The sequence below is a fragment of the Nostoc sp. genome, from assembly GCF_036917515.1.
In the GTDB taxonomy this organism is placed as follows: Bacteria; Cyanobacteriota; Cyanobacteriia; order Cyanobacteriales; family Nostocaceae; genus Nostoc.
In genome coordinates this window covers 17164-36877 of sequence record NZ_JBALDE010000108.1, presented here as the reverse complement: position 1 = coordinate 36877, position 19714 = coordinate 17164, and the positions used below count along the sequence as shown (strand labels likewise).

12 protein-coding genes are annotated in these 19714 nt (G+C 42.5%); 5 read left to right on the top strand and 7 right to left on the bottom strand.

The genetic code is table 11. The features are described from left to right. Positions 1 to 11: 11 nt before the first annotated feature. Positions 12 to 1181 carry a glutathionylspermidine synthase family protein gene (locus tag V7K89_RS14030; protein WP_335188043.1) on the bottom strand — a complete coding sequence of 390 codons (1170 nt, stop codon included), beginning with the start codon at positions 1179 to 1181 and terminating at the stop codon, positions 12 to 14. Between the two features lie 100 nt (positions 1182 to 1281). After that, on the bottom strand, positions 1282 to 1587 hold the full coding sequence (locus V7K89_RS14025) for a hypothetical protein (protein WP_335188013.1): 306 nt from the start codon (positions 1585 to 1587) through the stop codon (positions 1282 to 1284). A 191-nt stretch (positions 1588 to 1778) separates the two neighbouring features. Between V7K89_RS14025 and V7K89_RS14020 the strand changes: the two genes are divergently transcribed. Together V7K89_RS14020 and V7K89_RS14015 are read left to right on the top strand one after the other, a co-directional pair. Next, positions 1779 to 4877, top strand: a complete 3099-nt coding sequence (locus tag V7K89_RS14020) for a valine--tRNA ligase (RefSeq protein ID WP_335188011.1) — start codon at positions 1779 to 1781, stop codon at positions 4875 to 4877. A 168-nt stretch (positions 4878 to 5045) separates the two neighbouring features. Then, positions 5046 to 5480: a hypothetical protein gene (locus V7K89_RS14015; RefSeq protein ID WP_335188009.1), complete on the top strand. Its 435-nt coding sequence runs from the start codon at positions 5046 to 5048 to the stop codon at positions 5478 to 5480. Positions 5481 to 5590: 110 nt separating this feature from the next. On the opposite strand, the gene V7K89_RS14010 is transcribed toward V7K89_RS14015, so the two are convergent. Both V7K89_RS14010 and V7K89_RS14005 read right to left on the bottom strand, forming a co-directional pair. Further along, positions 5591 to 10018, bottom strand: a complete 4428-nt coding sequence (locus tag V7K89_RS14010; protein WP_335188008.1) for a beta strand repeat-containing protein — start codon at positions 10016 to 10018, stop codon at positions 5591 to 5593. Positions 10019 to 10082: 64 nt separating this feature from the next. After that, positions 10083 to 11186 (bottom strand): TIGR03032 family protein, encoded by a 1104-nt coding sequence (locus V7K89_RS14005; RefSeq protein WP_335188007.1) that lies wholly within the window; start codon positions 11184 to 11186, stop codon positions 10083 to 10085. A 908-nt stretch (positions 11187 to 12094) separates the two neighbouring features. Between V7K89_RS14005 and cysC the strand changes: the two genes are divergently transcribed. Further along, positions 12095 to 12667, top strand: coding sequence for an adenylyl-sulfate kinase (gene cysC / locus V7K89_RS14000; RefSeq protein ID WP_335188005.1), 573 nt, complete (start codon positions 12095 to 12097; stop codon positions 12665 to 12667). Between the two features lie 31 nt (positions 12668 to 12698). Here the strand turns inward: cysC and V7K89_RS13995 are convergent, their stop codons facing one another. Continuing rightward, entirely contained in the window at positions 12699 to 14687 is a 1989-nt protein-coding gene (locus tag V7K89_RS13995) for an ABC1 kinase family protein (RefSeq protein ID WP_335188003.1), read from the bottom strand. A 313-nt stretch (positions 14688 to 15000) separates the two neighbouring features. Between V7K89_RS13995 and recN the strand changes: the two genes are divergently transcribed. After that, positions 15001 to 16749 carry a DNA repair protein RecN gene (gene recN, locus V7K89_RS13990; RefSeq protein ID WP_335188041.1) on the top strand — a complete coding sequence of 583 codons (1749 nt, stop codon included), beginning with the start codon at positions 15001 to 15003 and terminating at the stop codon, positions 16747 to 16749. Positions 16750 to 16883: 134 nt separating this feature from the next. Here the strand turns inward: recN and V7K89_RS13985 are convergent, their stop codons facing one another. Continuing rightward, positions 16884 to 17546: a response regulator transcription factor gene (locus V7K89_RS13985; RefSeq protein WP_335188001.1), complete on the bottom strand. Its 663-nt coding sequence runs from the start codon at positions 17544 to 17546 to the stop codon at positions 16884 to 16886. After that, on the bottom strand, positions 17546 to 18811 hold the full coding sequence (locus tag V7K89_RS13980) for a sensor histidine kinase (protein WP_335187999.1): 1266 nt from the start codon (positions 18809 to 18811) through the stop codon (positions 17546 to 17548). The genes V7K89_RS13985 and V7K89_RS13980 overlap by 1 nt, the downstream gene beginning before the upstream one ends. 338 nt (positions 18812 to 19149) lie before the next feature. Here V7K89_RS13980 and V7K89_RS13975 point away from each other — a divergent pair, with 338 nt between their 5' ends. Next, entirely contained in the window at positions 19150 to 19662 is a 513-nt protein-coding gene (locus V7K89_RS13975; RefSeq protein WP_335188040.1) for a Spy/CpxP family protein refolding chaperone, read from the top strand. Positions 19663 to 19714 lie beyond the last annotated feature (52 nt).

The window sequence follows — 19714 nt, the reverse complement described above, 5'->3', positions numbered from 1 at the left end:
TGCTGTTAAAATTAGCATCCAATAGGACACCAATAGGATAAGTTATCTGTAATTTCTCCTTCAGAAAGGCGGATTCCTACACCTCCAGATATAAACTTGTCATTACCATCGTTATATAGCCATACTCCCCAAACTTGAGTCATTGACTTGCCATCAATTTCTAGTTTAGGAAACTCTAATAACTCTTGATACACATAATTCTGTTGTGTATACCAAGGGTCATTATTACTACTACGCACAGAGATATTTCCTGAATTAACTGCAAACCCTCCTTCACCTTCTCTTCCTAGAATAGGTTTAGCAAAGTATGAATTACCTATTCCTGTTGTACTCAGTGATGTTTTAGGGAAATATTCCCAGACTGTCCCAGCATCTTTGTCAGAAAAAAAGTCATATCCCAAATCTGTAATTAGGGTAAATACACTCTTTGGTTGCAGTGCAAAAGCAGATCCAAAGTTCACAATCACAATTTTATTCTCAAAAATTAGTTGCTCTAGAGCTGGCCATAATCTTTCACCTTTCTCATCAGTATCATGGATTAGCCATTCCACTGGATACCACATAAAGAGTATATCTATTGGTTTTTGTGTTCTCTTATCAAATAGATATTCACCATCTTTGATGGCAATATATTCTAAGGGTAAAACGGTACTTTTAGACTCCAAATAATTGCTTAACCATCGCATAGTACCTAAATCTTCGGCATTGTTCAAAGCTGTAAATGCCACGTGACAGTCTATAATTGGTTTACCCAAATTTAATGCGGCTCTATTGACATGTTGATTGAGTGTTAATTTTAAGGTTTTTTGAGCATCTAAATCTGGTTCTTGTAATCCAAAATGTCTGGCGACTTTGTTATTGCCGTCTGTACACTCAAACCAAAAGCTAGGAGTTTGGGGATTAGTTTCTACTACTTTTTTTATCCCGGTTTCTTGATTCCAGCACCAATCAAGACGCATACAAAATGGTGCGAAGAAGTCATATTTAACTAACTTAATAGTAGCTTCAGGAAATCCATAATAAAGTAGTGTATCTTGATCAAGAGTGCGGATAATTTCCCACGTTTGGGTTAAAATCCTACCGACTAATTCCGATGCTTGCTGGATTTCTTGTATGGTCTGTGGTAAAACTTGATGGCAATAATAAAGAGCGTAAGGTGTTTCTTGGTCAGTAAGAGGTATACCTGTTCCTTCTTCAATCGGAGCAAAGTTGTACTAACCCATTTTCATCGACTGAAATAGACGCTTTCGTTGAGGACTGTTGAAAATATTCATAACTCTCTTATCCACCCGCATGACCACCGCGACCGAAACTACCAAAACCACTACGACCCTTGGAAGAACCGCTAGAAATCCCGACCTCCGATGAATGATCATAACCGGATCTTCTAATGCTACTACCACCAGAGTAACCACTTGATCTGCCGCTACTATTAGATGAGGGAGAACAGTTATCGGCTTGTTGGTTTGGCGACGTTGTGGAGCTACAATCTGACTGTCTTGCTTCTGGGGTTGTCGCACAAGAAGTAAGTAGCGATATAGTCATAACTAACACGATGAGTTGAAATAAACCTGGTTTCAATTTCATGAGTCTTTCTGAGCGAATATACAGATGTCAGCTACGGAATTTATTCAAGATAACTACAAGGGTAAAAAATAGATTTCGCATTTCCAGATTTTTTAAGGGGTATATCCACGATTTCGAGAATTGCTAAACAAACCCACCTCCAACCCTGTGGCAAAATTTATTAGAGTCCTTCCATAGTTAGTTTGCCCCGCATGACCGCAACCATTCCCAATCTCCCCAGTCTCTACGACCCCTTTTCCACTGAAGCTAAGTGGCAAAAATTCTGGGAAGACAACCAAGTTTACAAAGCTGACCCCAACAAAGGCGGCGAACCTTATTGCATTGTGATTCCGCCGCCGAATGTCACCGGCAGTTTGCACATGGGTCACGCTTTTGAAAGTTCGTTGATTGATACCCTCGTGCGCTACCACCGGATGCAGGGGCGCAATACCCTGTGGCTACCGGGAACTGACCACGCCAGCATTGCTGTGCATAGTATGCTGGAAAAGCAACTCAAGACAGAGGGTAAGACTCGCTACGAGTTGGGGCGTGAGAATTTCCTAGAACGCGCTTGGCAATGGAAGGCGGAGTCTGAGGGAACGATTTTAAATCAGCTACGACGCTTGGGTGTCTCGGTGGACTGGTCACGGGAAAGGTTTACCCTGGATGAGGGTTTATCTAAAGCTGTCGTCGAGGCATTTACTCGCCTTTACGAGGAAGGCTTAATTTATCGTGGTGAATATTTAGTTAACTGGTGTCCCGCTTCTCAGTCGGCTGTGTCTGACGTGGAAGTAGAAAATCAAGAGGTGAATGGAAATCTCTGGCACTTCCGCTATCCCCTCACCGATGGTTCCGGTTTTGTAGAGGTGGCGACAACACGACCAGAAACGATGTTGGGTGATACGGCTGTAGCAGTTAATCCCAATGACGATCGCTACAAACATCTCATCGGCAAAACTGTAACTCTGCCAATTCTACACCGAGAAATTCCGATCATTGGCGATGAATTTGTTGATCCCACCTTTGGCACGGGTTGCGTGAAAATAACTCCCGCCCATGACCCGAACGATTTTGACATGGGTAAGCGTCATAATCTGCCGTTAATCAACATTATGAATAAAGACGGTACTCTCAACGCCAATGCCGGGGAGTTTCAAGGACAAGACCGCTTTGTTGCTAGAAAGAATGTGGTTTCTCGCCTAGAAGCAGATGGCTTTTTGGTGAAGATTGAAGATTATAAGCATACCGTTCCCTACAGCGATCGCGGTAAAGTACCCATTGAACCCCTCCTCTCAACTCAGTGGTTTGTCAAAATTCGCCCCCTAGCTGACAACACTCTCGAATTCCTTGACCAGCAAAATTCACCGGAGTTTGTCCCTCAACGCTGGACAAAGGTTTATCGTGATTGGCTACTAAAACTCAATGATTGGTGCATATCTCGCCAATTATGGTGGGGACACCGAATTCCTGCTTGGTACGCTGTTAGTGAAACGGATGGGCAAATTACCGATAACACGCCCTTTGTGGTAGCGAAATCAGAAACTGAAGCTTGGGAGAAAGCAAAATCGCAATTTGGCGAAAATGTCAAGGTAGAACAAGACCCAGATGTGCTAGATACTTGGTTTTCTTCTGGACTCTGGCCATTTTCGACTTTGGGCTGGCCGGAACAAACTCAAGATTTAGCGACTTACTACCCAACTACCACTTTGGTGACAGGCTTTGACATCATCTTTTTCTGGGTAGCCAGAATGACCATGATGGGTGGGCATTTTACTGGTCAAATGCCTTTCCAAACAGTTTATATCCACGGCTTGGTATTGGATGAAAAAGGTCAGAAGATGTCAAAGACCAAAGGTAATGGTATTGACCCGTTGTTATTAATTGACAAATATGGTACTGATGCCCTGCGATATACCCTAATTAGGGAAGTGGCTGGTGCCGGTCAAGATATCCGCTTAGAATATGATCGCAAAAAGGATGAATCAGCTTCTGTAGAAGCATCCCGCAATTTTGCTAACAAGTTGTGGAATGCTGCCCGGTTTGTAATGATGAATTTGGATGGACAAACGCCGCAACAATTGGGGAATCCAGTAGCTACAGAATTGAGCGATCGCTGGATTATCTCGCGGTATCATCAAGTTATCAAACAAACTACCAATTACATCGATAATTACGGTTTAGGGGAAGCAGCAAAAGGACTCTACGAATTCATCTGGGGTGATTTCTGCGATCAGTATATTGAACTGGTGAAATCCAGATTGCAAGCAGATGCCGATCCAGTATCGCGGCGGGTAGCACAGCAAACCCTCAGCTATATACTGGAAGGGATTATGAAACTGCTTCATCCCTTCATGCCTCATATTACCGAAGAAATTTGGCAGACTCTCACGCAACAATCAGCAGATTCATCGCAAACTTTACCGTTGCAAATCTATCCCCAGGTAGATGCAAATCTAATCAATCAAGCTTTAGAAGAACAGTTTGAATTACTAATTGGTACTATCCGCACAATTCGGAATTTGCGGGCTGAGGCGGATATTAAACCAGGGGTAAAAGTGACAGTGAATTTGCAAACTGAAAGCGAGAAGGAGCGGGAAATTCTCACTGCTGGACAAGATTACATTAAAGATTTGGCGAAGGTTGAGACTTTAACCATTACTGAAAAGGAAAAAAACCAAACTGTTGCTGTTAAAAAACCTCAGAGGGGTTTGAAGATAATTGGCTTAATTATCGTGGCCATTGTCTTTGGTAGAGTGGGTTTAGCTGCGGGAAATGCCATTGATGACATTCCCATCATCGGAACTTTCTTTGAACTAGTTGGTTTTGGTTACACAGCGTGGTTTGTTAGCCAAAATTTACTCACTGCTCAAGCGAGACTTAGGTTGTGGAGCCGATTTTTCTCACAGAAAGAATTAGAACAACCACAAGAACCAGAAAATGCGATGCCTGACGGCAAGCCCTTCCGGTTCGGCAGTAACGCTCGAAGACTCGCTACCGCTTCGCTAACGCAACCGACGGAAACCGCCAGGACTGCGACTGCCTCACCGCAAAACGTCTACGCAGGTGTGATTGGTACAATACAAGTGCTAATTCCTTTGAGCGGCGTAGTAGATATTGAAGCTGTCCGTGCCAAACTAGAGAAAAGCTTGAGTAAAGCCGAAGCAGAAGTTCAATCTCTGAGTACCAGATTAAACAATCCTAACTTTGTGGATAGAGCTAGAGCCGACGTGGTACAGGGAGCGCGGGATGCCTTAGCAGAAGCACAGAAACAAGCAGAAATTTTGCGCGATCGCCTTAAGGGATTAATGTAGGCATCGCCTGCGTGGCTTAGGATAACTGTAATAGGTAATGGGAGTGTTAATAATTCCCAATTACCCATTACCAATTAACAAGATCCAAATATCCATTCATTCTGGCACTTATTCTTTTATTAAATTTTTTTTGAATTTTGAATTTTGAATTGGAGCGAAGCGACCCTCATGCTATATCTAGCCCAGGTGCGTAAAAACGATTTTTTAGAGCAGCACCAGTTACGTTTGTTGGCGCGTCAAGAAGCTGATAACTTGTGGGCGATAATTCCGGAAGAAGCTTTCATTCTGCTTGGAAAGGGAAAAATCATGAGTGAGAACTTGCTTGTTCTGGTGGAACTTTCTCCTACAGGCGACATTGAAAGAATAGAAGACGCTACCAACTGGGTACTGCATCTGGTAGAAAGCTACCTCACCATTGGCATTACTCCAGAATTTTTGCAGCACGAAGCCGAGCGAGCAGAACATTGGCGACAATCCCTAACGTTGCAAAACCAAGACTTAGCAAGGCGTTCCTTAGAGTTGGAAGCCAGACGCGAACAAATTCAAGCCTTAGAAGAAAGTCTTAAACGCGAGAAAAACGGTTATTCCCAAGAGGAAAGTTAAAAGTTTGCAGTTGTATTGCACTCAAGTGTGTATTTATGACAGATTATCCAGTAAGAGTTGATCTGTCTGTTACTGGGTAATCTCTCAATCCTTGCTATAGTTAGCTTTCGTTAGGCAATGACAGTAATATTTGCACTACTAAGCATTGCCTGATTGGAGAGCAGAGCAATTTGAACTTGTGCAGCCTTACCAATCCCATCTGCGTCAAAGAAAAGATTACCCGTAGTTTGATCGTAGATAAAGCGATCGCTTCCTGCTGTAGCATTGGTACCAAGTCGGAATAAGCCAGAATTTAGTGTAGTATTCTGAGATTGGCTCAGTCCAAATTCCGCCTTAGAAATAAAGATAGTATCATCCCCAACAGTAAAATCAGTAATAGTATCATAGCTTCCAGTGCGGGTATCAGTCAGATATAAGCTATCTCGCCCATCTCCACCAGTCAGCATATCTCGACCAATTCCACCAGTCAGTGTATCGTCACCTGCACCACCGAACAAGGTGTCATTGCCAGAGCCACCAAAGAGGCGATCATTGCCATCTTCTCCTGTCAAAGTGTTAGCACCAGTATTTCCCGTCAGAATGTTATTGAGGCTGTTGCCAGTACCATTGATTGCTGTGCTTCCAGTCAAAGTCAAATTTTCTAGGTTATTTCTCAATACCCAAGTTATCGAAGACTTAACTAAATCTGTTCCTGCATCTAAGCTTTCAGCGATCATATCGCTAATGCTGTTTACAGTGTAAGTGTCATTGCCGACTCCACCATCAAGGCTATCATTACCTGTACCTCCATCCAAGTCATCGTCACCTGCACCACCGAACAAGGTGTCATTGCCCGAACCACCAATCAGGCTATCATTGCCATCTTCTCCTCTCAAAGTATTAGCTGCACTATTTCCTGTGATGATGTTATTCAAGCTGTTGCCAGTACCATTGATTACCTTGCTTCCAGTCAAGGTCAAGTTTTCTAGGTTATCTGTTAACACCCAACTCACAGCAGACTTGACTAAATCTGTGCCTGCATTTAAGCCTTCAGTAATTGTATCGCTAAGGCTGTCTACGGTGTAAATGTCGTTGCCGACTCCACCATCAAGGCTATCATTACCGACTCCACCATCTAAGGTGTCATTACCAGAACCACCAACCAACGTGTCATTACCGGAACTACCAATCAGACTATCATTGCCATCTTCTCCTTTCAAACTATTAGCACCAGTATTTCCTATAAGGATGTTATTAAGACTGTTACCAGTACCATTAATTGCTGTGCTTCCAGTCAAGGTCAATTTTTCCAAATTGTCTGTCAACACCCAATTTACAGAAGACTTAACTAAATCTGTGCCTGCATTTAAGTCTTCAGTAATCGTATCGCTGAGGTTGTCTACAATGTAAATGTCATTGCCAAATCCACCATTAAGACTGTCAGCTCCCAAACCTCCATCCAAGGTGTCATTGCCTGCACCGCCCAACAAGGTGTCATTGCCATCACCACCAATTAGATTATCGTTGCCATCTTCTCCTTTCAAACTATTAGCACCAGTATTTCCCGTGAGGACGTTCTTCAAGCTGTTACCAGTACCATCGATTGCCTTGGTTCCTGTCAGGGTCAAGTTTTCTAGATTAGCTCCCAACACCCAACTCACGGAAGAATTGACTATATCTGTACCTGCATTTAAACCTTCAGTAATCGTATCGCTGAGGCTGTCGACAGTATAAGTATCATTTCCTTTACCACCAATGAGACTGTCACTTCCTGCACCACCATCTAAGGTATCATTGCCATCACCACCATCAAGGGTGTCATTATTACCTAGTCCTTTGAGGCTATCATTGCCCTGCAACCCAGAGATGAGATCTTTTATCTCTGTACCAGTTAACTTGTCTGCAGCTGAAGTACCATTAATGACATTGACCACTTGATTATTGGGATCAGTGACTATCAGTACAAAAACATCGTTGATAAATGCTGTTCCATCACTGGCGATAACTTTGATGTTGAGGCTACCAACGTTGTTAGTTGTGGGAGTACCATTAAAGGTGGTGCCATTGAAGGTCAACCAACCAGGAAGAGAGTCACCATTTTGCAGGGTGGCTGTATAGGTGAGGTTTCCACCATCCACATCGTTAAAGGTGTTTGCTGGTAGGTCGAAGTTGAAGGCGGTGTCTACTGTCGCTGTTTGGTCAGCAATGGGGTTGGCAACAACTGGGTCATCATTCACCGCCGTAATATTAATATTGCGGGTAACAGCGGTACTATCAGCAGTCCCATCATTAACTAGAAAGCTGACGGTACGAGGTGTAGTAGTAGGGTTGTCGCTGCTGTTGGTATAAGTAATGGAACTCAGTGCAGCTTGATAATTAGCAACGGTGGAAGTGCCTGTTAAAGTTAAAACGCCGGTGCTGCTGTTGTAGTTACCGATAATCCCATTTTGGTTGGTGAAGGCAAGGGTATCTTGACCAGAGACAAAACCACTGGTGATGCTAATGGTGGCACTAACCAGGTTGCTTGAGTCTACATCACTGACGGTGATGGCTGAGTCGATTGCTATAGTGGCATTCTCAGTGTAGCTGAGGGCAGGGTTGGTGGCCCTAGCAATCGGGACATCATTCACCGCCGTAATCTTAATATTGCGGGTAACGGTAGCACTATCGGCAGTGCCATCATTGACAACAAAACTAATGGTGCGAGGTGTAGTAGTGGGGTTGTCGCTGTTGTTAATATAAGTAATGAAACGCAGTGCAGTTTGATAATCAGCAATGGTGGCACTGCCAGTTAGGGTTAAGACACCTATGCTGCTGTTGTAGCTGCCGGTAATCCCATTTTGGTTGGTGAAGGCGAGAGTATCTTGAGCAGAGACGAAACTACTGCTAATGCTGACGGTGGCACTAACTAGGTTGGGGGAGTCTGTATCACTGACGGTGATACTTGAGTCGATGGCTGTAGTAGTGTTCTCGGTGTATGACAAGGCAGAGTTGGTGGCAGTAGCAATGGGCGCATCATTCACTGCCGTAATATTAATATCGCGGGTAACAGCGGTACTATCGGCAGTCCCATCGTTAACTAGAAAGCTGACGGTACGAAGTGTGAGATTGGGGTTGTCGCTGTTGTTAGTATAAGTAATGGAACGCAGTGCAGTTTGATAATTAGCAATGGTGGCACTGCCAGTTAAGGTTAAAACGCCTGTGCTGCTGTTGTAGCTGCCGATAATCCCATTTTGGTTGGTGAAGGCGAGGGTATCTTGACCAGAAACGAAACCACTACTAATGCTGATAGTGGCACTAACCAGGTTGGTGGAGTCTGTATCGCTGATGGTGATGGCTGAATCGATAGCTGTAGTGGCGTTCTCGGTGTATGTCAAGGCAGAGGCAGAACCAGAGGTAATTGTCGGAGGAACCCCAATGTTGTTGTTGTAGCGTTGGGCATATATCCCATTGGCAGAGCCGTCTTGACTATAGCTTTGCCAAGAAATGACAAAGTTCCCATATGTATCTACCGCTACTGTGGGGTTAACTTGATCGTTGTCCGTGTTGGTATTGACCTGAAATTCGCTCCCAATAGCTACTCCGGCACTGTTATAGCGTTGGGCATATATTTCTTTAGAAGATCTGTCCTGACCGTAGCTTTGCCAGGAAATGACAAAGTCCCCACCTGTATCTATCGCTACAGTGGGGTTAACTTGATCTTTGTCTTTTTTGGTATTGACTTTAAAGTTACTACCTTGTGCCACTCCGAAACTGTTGTAGCGTTGGGCATATATCTCAAAGCCATAGCCATCTATATAGTTATAGCTTTGCCAGGAAATGACAAAGTCCCCATCTGCATCTATCGCTATTGTGGAATTAGTTTGATCGTAGTCGATGTCACTATTGACCTGAAATTCGCCCCCTTGTGCCTGCCCAGCATGGTTGTAGCGTTGGGCATATATCCCATTGCCATACCCGTCTTGATTATAGCTAGTCCAGGAAATGACAAAGTCCCCATCTGCATCCATCGCTACTGTAGGGTTGTATTGAAAGTTGTCGGCGTGGGTATTGACCTGAAATTCGCCCCCTTGAGCTACCCCGGCATTGTTGTAGCGTTGGGCATATATCCCATCCCCAGATCCGTCCTGACCGTAGCTAGTCCAGGAAATGACAAGGTCCCCATCTGCATCCATCGCTATTGTGGGGTTAACTTGATTGTTGTTGGTGGAGGTATTGACCTGAAATTCGCCCCCAATAGCCACTCCAGAACTTTTGTAGCGTTGAGCATATATGCCTGAGCCAGACGCATCTTGGCTTTGCCAAGAAATAACAAAATCCCCAGTGGCATTTATCGCTACTGTCGGGTTAAGTTGATTGCCGATGGTGTTGGTATTGACTTGGAATTCATCCCCAACAGCCACCCCAGCACTGTTGTAGCGTTGAGCATATATGCCTGAGCCAGACCCATCCTGACCACTGCTTTCCCAGGAAATGATGAAGTCCCCATCAGCATCCATCGCTACTGCAGGGTTAAGTTGATTGCCGATGGTGTTGGTATTAACTTGAAATTCAGCCATGAAAAAACCTCTGAAAAAACTAAAAATTTGATTTCAGCAATTACGCTCTGATTAAACAGATTCCTTAGTCATTAGGAATCACTGCACTCGGTCGCAGCCAATAGTTAAACTCTGGTGCAGTAAATGCTTGGCGGATTTCTTTTCGTTCCTGATTTAAAACCATCGGACGCTGCACGCCAGGGAGAAACTGCACATCATAAAGTTCTTGACAGCCTGTGGTGAACTTCAGCATCCCTACCTGCTGCCCATTTCGCAAATCCACGACTGCTACGCCACAGAGCAACTTCTCAAACCGTTGGGTTATGGGCAACCCTCCGAAAATATGCCGTTCCCGAATCTGGCAAAGTCCGACTAGAGCGTAATAACCTACGCAGCACAACCCTCGCAGAAATCCAGGGAGTACACAGACTACTTGTTTGTCCGCTGATTCTGGATGAATGCGCCATATTTCCCCTGCACCAGAGTTGAGTAACCACAAAAACCCGTCATGCCAGATTGGGGAATGGGGCATTGATAATCCATCTACAATAATTTCATTGCTCTCTACTTCCACTACGACTCCACCGTTGGCTTTGCCCGACCGCCATCCTCCGACGCTATCTGTCGCACCAAGGGCAGTCACATACTTGGGTTTGCCATCCACCATCGCTAAACCATTCAGGTGGCATCGGTCTTCTGGCACTATTTGGGAAATAAATTTGGGATGCCAGCGCGGGACAAAGCTAAAGTCTGGACTCAAGGCAGAAAGACAGGAAAAGCGGGTGTTGACAACCCACAGCCCTTCTCTCCCAAATTCCAAGTCGTGAATATTGAGGTCGCCTGTGAAGTATGCCATCCGTGGCAAGTAAAGGGTATCGTAGCGTCCGGGCTGGTCTTCTAAAAACTCATAGGCTAATGTAGGAGCATTGGCTAATAAACAGACTTCGTAATGGGTAGCCAGTGCCAGTCGCAAACCATTCACTGCTAATCCCATTGGTTTGGAAAATTGGCGTAACAGCATAGTTACCTGTTCCCCATTCCAGCCTACTAGTGCTAGTTTTCCGGCTTGATAGGTGGTGATGGCAACTGAGCCTTCGGCTTGACTCAACCAGGAGATAAATCCCTGATCGGCATCACATTGAATTAAGTTATTCTCTTCTGAGGCAGTAGTGGGAAAAGTAGATAACATAAATCAGTTGAATTAAATTTCAAATTTTGTTGAAGAACTTTAGACTTAATCAAATACAAAATATACTCAGTGGCTCTAGCCCTTGAAATTAAGCAGTAAATCACCAACTACGAACCCCGAAAATTACTGGCACAAACCACTAGTACAGCACGGCGTAAATCCAGCTATCACCTCAATTAAGCAGACAAGTTGCTCTGAGGAACTAGTTAAAGGTGAACAAATTTATGCCAAAGTGTACTAATGATTGATGTCATGTCATTAGTTTTGATGAGTTGTGAAAGTTTGTAGTCAGGAAGGATTAAAACCCTTAAAATTGACTGATAAATCGCTCACTACGAACCTCTCAGAATTAATGACACAGACCACTAGGCGTACCATCATTGTCAATAAACAAGCCTGTACCAGAAACAGCACCTAAAGGGATCGCCCTCAGATAATGGGTCGTGCCGCCATAAAGCTGCACTGGATATAACTTTGTAGATATTTTGAACTTAGTTTTTTATAATGTCCTAGTGGTAAATCTTATTTGGTAATCTACTGTTATAATAAAAACTATTTTATTTAAAAATAAACTGTATATATACTGAATGTAAAAATTAGTTAAAACTTCAATAATTTGAAAACTGGATCAGCAAGTTTTGTTACTATAGCGGCGAATTGCGTTGTTAGGGTTCAGAAAATGCGTAAGTGTAGTCCGTCGTATACATCGATATCTTTTGTATTAAATATTTAGCCTAAATACGTATAATTATACGATTCTTCACTCAAAATCAGTAGAGGTAAAAGTAACAAGGCTGACACGGGCTGGCTTGCAATGGCTGAAATTCCTGCTAAAAAAGGACTATAAAAATAAAATTACTATTTGACCCACAATTACCTAAAAAAGCTTTTTTGGTGTGCTATTTAAAATGTACGACGAAAGTAGGATGAGACAACAAGAGTGTGGTGTGACAGTATGGTTCACTGGTCTGAGTGGTGCAGGTAAAACTACTATCTGTCAATTCGTGGAGAAGGAACTGCGGATACAGGGATACAGAGTTGAAGTTCTGGATGCTGATGCGGTACGTCAAAACCTATGCAAAGGATTGGGTTTCAGTAAAGAGGATCGAGTGGAGAATATTCGGCGCATTGGCTTTGTAGCTCAACTTCTTGCCAGAAATAATGTAATTGTATTAGTTTCAGCTATTTCACCGTACCGTGAAATTCGAGAAGAAGTACGCCAAATTACTCCATTTTTCATTGAAGTTTATGTCAACGCATCATTAGAAGTTTGTGAACAACGAGACGTAAAAGGGTTATATAAAAAAGCAAGAGCAGGGGAAATTAAGCACTTCACTGGTATTGACGATCCTTATGAAATACCACTCTGTCCTGAAGTCGAATGCAAAACTAACCAGGAAAGCGTTGCTCAAAGTGCAACTAAAGTCTTAGAAAAGCTAAAAAAGTTGGGTTATATAGTTGCTAGAATAAATGGTTTATGAGTTAAATAAAGTTTTTAACTCACAACTTTTACTAGGATGCCAATAATTGCCTAATTAACCTGGCTACAGCTTTTTGCGTGAAGCGGTTGGCAATTTGTTGACCTAAACGTTGTACATCAGAATTTACCAATAACTGGGCAATTTGGGATGCAACTTGCACTGGATCAAAGCCTCTTGTTTCTCGGAGAATACCTAATATACGTTTGATATGCTCCAAGGTTTGTTGTTGCTCAACTGTAGCCGCTGGAGTTTTATTAACTGCTGTTAATCCTACCCGTTCTCGCAACAAGGAGGTAAAGTTATGCAAAACGTTTTTACCTAAAGCATCGAGTCCGTTAACAGATTCATCTACTAACTTGTCACGAATAAAAGCACCGCGTTCAGATGACAGAAATTCTATCCCCTGATTCAGTACTAAATTAAAGTCATAGTCTTGACTATTACGCGCATTTTTTAACAAGTTTTCTAAGCGATTCCAGCGAAATCTGCCATCTTTAAATAACAAATCTTGCAATGACGCTCTTAATTGCGGTGCTGGGTCTGTTAACAGACGTTTAGAAACGTAGGGATAAGCTTCGCTGAGAACTTTAAAGTTTGGATCTATATATATTGCAATACCTTCAAGCGTCACAAGGGAGCGAATAATTAACGCGTAGTAGGGCGGTACGCGAAAAGGATACTCATACATCAAAGCTGATAGTTCATCGGTGATGCTTTTAATGTTGAGTTCGGCAACGCTGGCTCCTTGGGCATCAGCAAAAACTCTGGCAAAAGCTGGGATAATTGGTGTTAAATCAGTTTCTGGTGATAAGAAATCTAACTTCACGTAGTCTTTTGCTAATCCTTCAAAGTCGCGGTTGACAACGTGGACGATCGCTTCAATTAAACCATAACGCTGTGCTGGCTTAATCTCGCTCATCATCCCAAAGTCGAGATAAGCTAATTTACCATCGGTTGTCGCTAACAAATTACCAGGGTGGGGATCGGCGTGGAAAAATCCATGTTCTAGTAATTGGCGCAGGGAACACTGCACACCCACTTCAATTAGGTAACGAGCATCTATCCCTTGGGCGCTAATTTCTTCTGTCTGGGTTAATTTGGTGCCGTTAATCCACTCCATCGTCAAGACGCGACGATTGGTGTATTCCCAGTAAATTTTCGGTATATATACGTCTTTTATGTGACCGTATAACTCGAAAAATCGTTCGGCATTTTCACCCTCATGGATGTAGTCCATCTCTTCAAAGATACGATCGCCTAATTCATCAAGAATCCCAACTAAGTCACTTCTTACCCGTTTAACCTTTTTTTGCACCCAGGCGGCGAGGTTACGCAAAATATACAAGTCAATAGTAATCCCCTCTCTTAAGTCAGGGCGTTGAACTTTAACGGCGACTTCTTCGCCAGTTTTTAGCTTACCTTTATAAACTTGCCCTAATGAAGCCGCAGCAATTGGCTGGGCTGAGAGTTCGGCATAAACCTCTTCTGGAGGTGCGCCTAATTCTTCTTTGATAAACTGGTAAGCAATTTCGTTGGCAAAAGGCGGTAATTGGTCTTGTAGTTTAGTTAATTCTTCTAGGTATACGGGAGGAACTAGATCCGGTCTGGTGGATAAAGCTTGTCCAATTTTGATGTAAGCAGGCCCCAGTTTAGTCAGTAATACTCGTAGCTGGGTAGCTCGGCGGCGGTCGTTTTTGACGACAATTCCCCGTTTACTATCCGACCACAACCCAAAAACAAAGGATAGAACTGGCCGCAACACGGCAAAAATCCGCCGTAGAACTTGCACTTTTCTGTTTTGGTAATGCGCTGCTATGCCCACGGGATCGTAAAGCGTCTCAGGTTGGGCTGTTGTCCTCATCTTTTGGGCTGCTAAGAGCCTTGGCGAGCGCACAACTAAACTTGATGTACCATCTTCTGGCACTACATCAATAACGTCCAGTTCGCCTCGGCTATTTGTGCCGTTGCGACTGTCCTCCTGAATCGGTTGAGAACTAGGGGGAAGTGTCTTAACAATCATGAAGAAAGCCACCAGTCAGAACGATCACATTAAGTATTGTAACAATATGTTTAGAAATTGGGAATTTGGAATGGGGCACTTGTACTGAACGACTCGTGCCGAGCAAAGCGGAGGTAAGTCGAAGTATTGGGCATTGGTTATTTCTTCCTCATCTTTCCCTGCTCCACTTACTCCTTAATACTAATAGGTCTGCTACACTTAAACGGGCATACTAGTTCAATAGTAGTAGGTATTGCTAGTTGCTGAAATATCATATCTATTGTCTTGTAAGTTAGAAGTATCTGGCATCTGCCCTCATGGAGAATTTGGCTTGATGTTGCTTTGCCTGCGAATTGAAAACTTTGCCCTAATTGACCAATTGGAATTGGAATTTGGCGCGGGACTAAATGTGTTAACAGGTGAAACCGGCGCTGGAAAATCTATTATCTTGGATGCCATAGATGCCGCTCTGGGCGGTAAAGTCTCTAGTCGAGTCATTCGCACGGGGACAAATCGGGCGATGGTAGAAGCTACTTTCACCTCAAACGCCCCCCTAGCGGCTTGGTTGACCGAACAAGAAATAGATTTGCTTGATGAAAATTCTGTAGTCATTAGCCGAGAAATCACAGCCACTGCTAGTAATGTCCGCAGTCGATCGCGGGTGAATGGTGTGTTAGTAAATCGGCAGATTATGGTAGGAATGCGCGATCGCTTGGTGGAAATTACCGCCCAAGGTCAAACTGTACAAGTTGGACAATCTGCCCAAGTTCGGGACTGGTTAGATTTGTATGGCGGTGACTCGTTGATGCAGCAGCGTCACAAGGTCGCCACGAGCTTTAGTGCTTACCAACAGGCGCATTTAGTACTAGAAAAACGCCGAACATCAGAACGGGAACGGTTGCAACAACTCGACTTGCTCACTTATCAAGTGCAAGAACTGGGAACAGCTAATCTCAGCGAACCTGATGAATTGGAACAGTTGGGACAAGAATGGGAACGCCTAAATCATGTCGTTGATTTGCAACAAATGAGTTACAAGGTTTATCAGGCTTTGTATCAAAACGATTATGAAACTCCCGCCGCCGCAGATTTATTGGGAGATAGTGAGGTGACATTAAATGACATGGTGGAATATGATACGCAATTGCAACCCCTATTAGAATTGGTGCGGGACGCGCAAGCTGCGGTAATGGAAGTGGGAAGGCAGATTAATGCTTATGGGGATGGATTGGAAGCCGATCCGCACCGATTGGAAGAGGTAGAAGAACGGATTCAGGAATTAAAGCAAATTTGTCGTAAGTATGGACCGACACTTACAGAAGTGATCGCTTATTACCAACGTATCCAAGCAGAATTAGCCCAACTTAATGACAACGAACAATCTATCGAAAGTCTGGAACAGCAAGAAAAGGCGTGTTTTGAGAAACTTACCCAAGCAAGTAATCAGTTAACTCAATTGCGGAGTAAGGCGGCTGCTAATTTAGAATCACGTTTGATAGCTGAACTCAAGCCCCTAGCGATGGAAAAGGTGAAATTTCTGGTTGAAATATTACCAGCTTTCCCAACTGCGATGGGAGCAGATAAAATTACCTTTACATTTAGTTCCAATCCCGGAGAACCACTGCAACCTTTAACAGAAGTTGCCTCTGGTGGAGAAATGAGCCGTTTTTTACTAGCGCTGAAAGCTTGTTTCTCTCAGGTTGATGTTGCTGAAACTATGGTATTTGATGAAATTGATGTCGGGGTTTCGGGAAAGGTAGCCCAAGCGATCGCGGAAAAGTTATACCAGTTAAGTCAATACAACCAAGTATTATGTGTTACCCATCAACCTTTAGTTGCGGCAATGGCCGATCGGCATTTTCGCGTAGACAAACAAACTATTAATCAAGGCAAAGGTCAAAAAGCCAACAATGACAACGCCGAACAGCGTACTGTTGTTAGAGTTACTACTTTGGATAATTTAAACACCCGCCGGGAAGAACTAGCGCAGTTAGCTGGTGGTAAATCTGCAACTGATGCGATCGCTTTTGCAGAATCTCTGTTATTACAAGCTGCTAACCACCGTCGCCGGGAGCATACTTGACCAAATAATTACGTAGCTTGCTTCTCGCCTTTGGCGAGTATTACGAATTATAAATTTAGGTTGCCAACTCTGAAAGGCGTAAACCAGCGATATTCTCGCAGGAAAAAGTCTCTTTACCCATCCATCGACATTATTTAACTTGGCTCATTTAAATAGGATAAATATGTATTTGCCCAAATCGCAGCTTGAGTGCGATCACGCAAATTCAACCTGTTTAAAATATTCGTAACATGATTTTTTACTGTCCCTTCAGAAATGTAGAGTTCCTGAGCAATTTCTCGGTTACTAGCGCCTGTAGCAATTAACCGCAAAACCTCTTTTTCTCTAGGAGTAAGTTCAACTAAATTAGATGGTACAGGTGGTGAATGAATTGGTGCAACATGAGAAAATTGAGTCAAAAGCTTTTTAACTATACCTGGGCCTAAGTGAGTATATCCTTTATGAACAGCGCGAATAGCAACAGCTAATTCTTCTGATGGTGTATCTTTTAATAAATAACCCATTGCTCCATTTTTTAAAGCTGCTGATACATATTCGTCATCATCAAAAGTTGTAAGTACTAAAATCTTAGTTTTAGCAAAACGTTTTTGAATTTCCTGCGTGGCTGCAACTCCATCCATAATCGGCATTCTGATATCTAGCAATATTACATCTGGCTGAAATTCTGCAACAAAATTAATCGCTTGTTCGCCGTTTTCTGCTTCTCCAACTATTTCTAAATCTGGTTCTAGTTCCAATAACGCTCTTAATCCTTGACGAATTAAACTTTGGTCATCTACCAGCAATACTTTAATCATTATGTTAGCCTTGTTAATGGAATATTAACTGTAATTTTGCAACCAAAACCAAGAGTGCTATTAATACTAAATTTACCCCCAAGTGCTAAAGTGCGATCGCGCATACTCTGAAGTCCAAAACCAGTGGTATTTTGCCCTACATCAAAACCTTTACCATTATCCTGAATTATCAATCGCAAATTGCCTTTAGTCGTAGTGAGTTCCAATTTGACCTCTGTGGCATACGCATATTTAGATATATTAGTTAAAGATTCTTGAGTAATCCGGTAAATAGCAGTATTTATTTCAGGTGGTAGAGAATATTCCAGGTTTATTTGATAAATTGGTAATATCCCATTAAAGCGATGAAAGTTTTCTGAAAGACTAGCGATTGCATCTTCTAAAGATTGTTCTTGTAAGGGATTAGAACGCATAGTAGAAACAGATTGACGAACATCTTTTAGCGCCTTGGAACCTAATTCCTTTGCAGTTGCAAGAAATGTTTCAGCCTTACCTGGGTTGGATTGCCATAGTTTTAAAGCAGTTTCTAATTGTAGATTTAAAGCCGTCAGAGAGTGTCCTAATGAATCATGAATTTCACGAGCAATACGGTTACGTTCTTCTAAGGTAGCTTGATTTTCAATTTGCATGGCATATTGACGGAGTTTTTCGTTAGCAAGAGCTAGCTTTTCTCGACTTTGCCGTTCAGATAAAACTGCATTCATCATCAACAACACAAAAACCAAACTTAAGCCAAATACTAGTGACGAATTCAAAATTAAAAATCGATATCGCTCTTGTGCCTGCGGTGATGCTTGAAAATTGAATAACTGATATTTTAGTTGTGTAGTAACTAAAAATAAGGCAAATGACAAACTTGTAACGAACAAACGCCCATTTAACTGAAAAATTAAACAACTGCGAGTCACTAAAATTATATAGAGAAAAGGGAAAAGCCGAGCAAATCTTTCCCCAAAAAGTCCAATTATTAAAATTAATAAAATTTCAATAGCTGTATATATTACCTTAGTTTTATGGTTATTTCTGGGTAATCTTAAGCCCATTACTGCAAAAACAATCAGACTATAAATTGATAATTCTGGTAATATGCTACAAACTGACAAGTCTGGAAATGCACCACAAATTGATAATTCTAGAGGCTTAGGACGAAAACGCCGTAACGGAGGTGGTATCATAGCTGTCAATGCCGTGATCGCTAGTAATGTCCACTCCAGATAAAGCAGAGACGGAAAAGGATGTTTCTTAATTTCAGTTGGACGACTCATTAGTCGCATTGCTCCAGTTATAAGTTAGAAATTAGAAGTTAATAATTCCGAAAATTTGAACAGATATTTCACCACTTATTTTTTTGCTAAGTGAGAAATAAAAAGTAAATTCAAAGAACAATACAGTTAGTTAATCAGCTAAATAATGACTTATAAAATCATCATAATCAAAATTTTCATAAGTTATAAATCTTAACTTATAACTTGTAACTTTTAACTATCTATTGTCAATCATGACTAAAGTCATGGATAGAATCATGACTTTCTCCTCATGTAACTGCTGAAGATAAGTTTTTATGATGGTGGCATCCAACCAGGAAAAACCCACCAGACAAGTAATGAAACTCAAAGCATTATCGCTAGTTGCTTCCGCAATCGCCTTAACTTTAACTGCAACTTCCTTTGCTGTTCACGCTCAAACAGCCTCTCCTTCACCCGTCTTACTTGCACAAACTCCACAAAAAGAAAGAGGCCCTTGGAAAGATTTGGGTCTAACAGATGCCCAAAAAAACCAAATTCAGACGATTCGCCGTGATAGCCGCAGCAAATTTGAAGCAGTTTTGACCCCAGAACAAAAGGCAAAATTAGAGGCAGCGAAACAAGCACGGCGGGCTGAATGGCAAGCCCGTAAGGCTCAGGGGCAAACAGGTCAACGGCAACCCGGTCAACGTCGAGGAAAGGGTGGTTTTGCTGACTTAAATCTAACTGAAGCACAAAAAACTCAAATGCGACAAATTCGCGAGTCTGAAAAACAACAGATTCAAGCAGTCTTAACCTCGGAACAGCGTCAAAAATTAGAGCAATTCCGTCAAAATGCTCCTTCACGCCGTCAACAAGGCAATCCTCAATAATCATTTTTTAAAAAATAAGAATTCTATAGACTTCTTGCAGAAGATGCGGAAA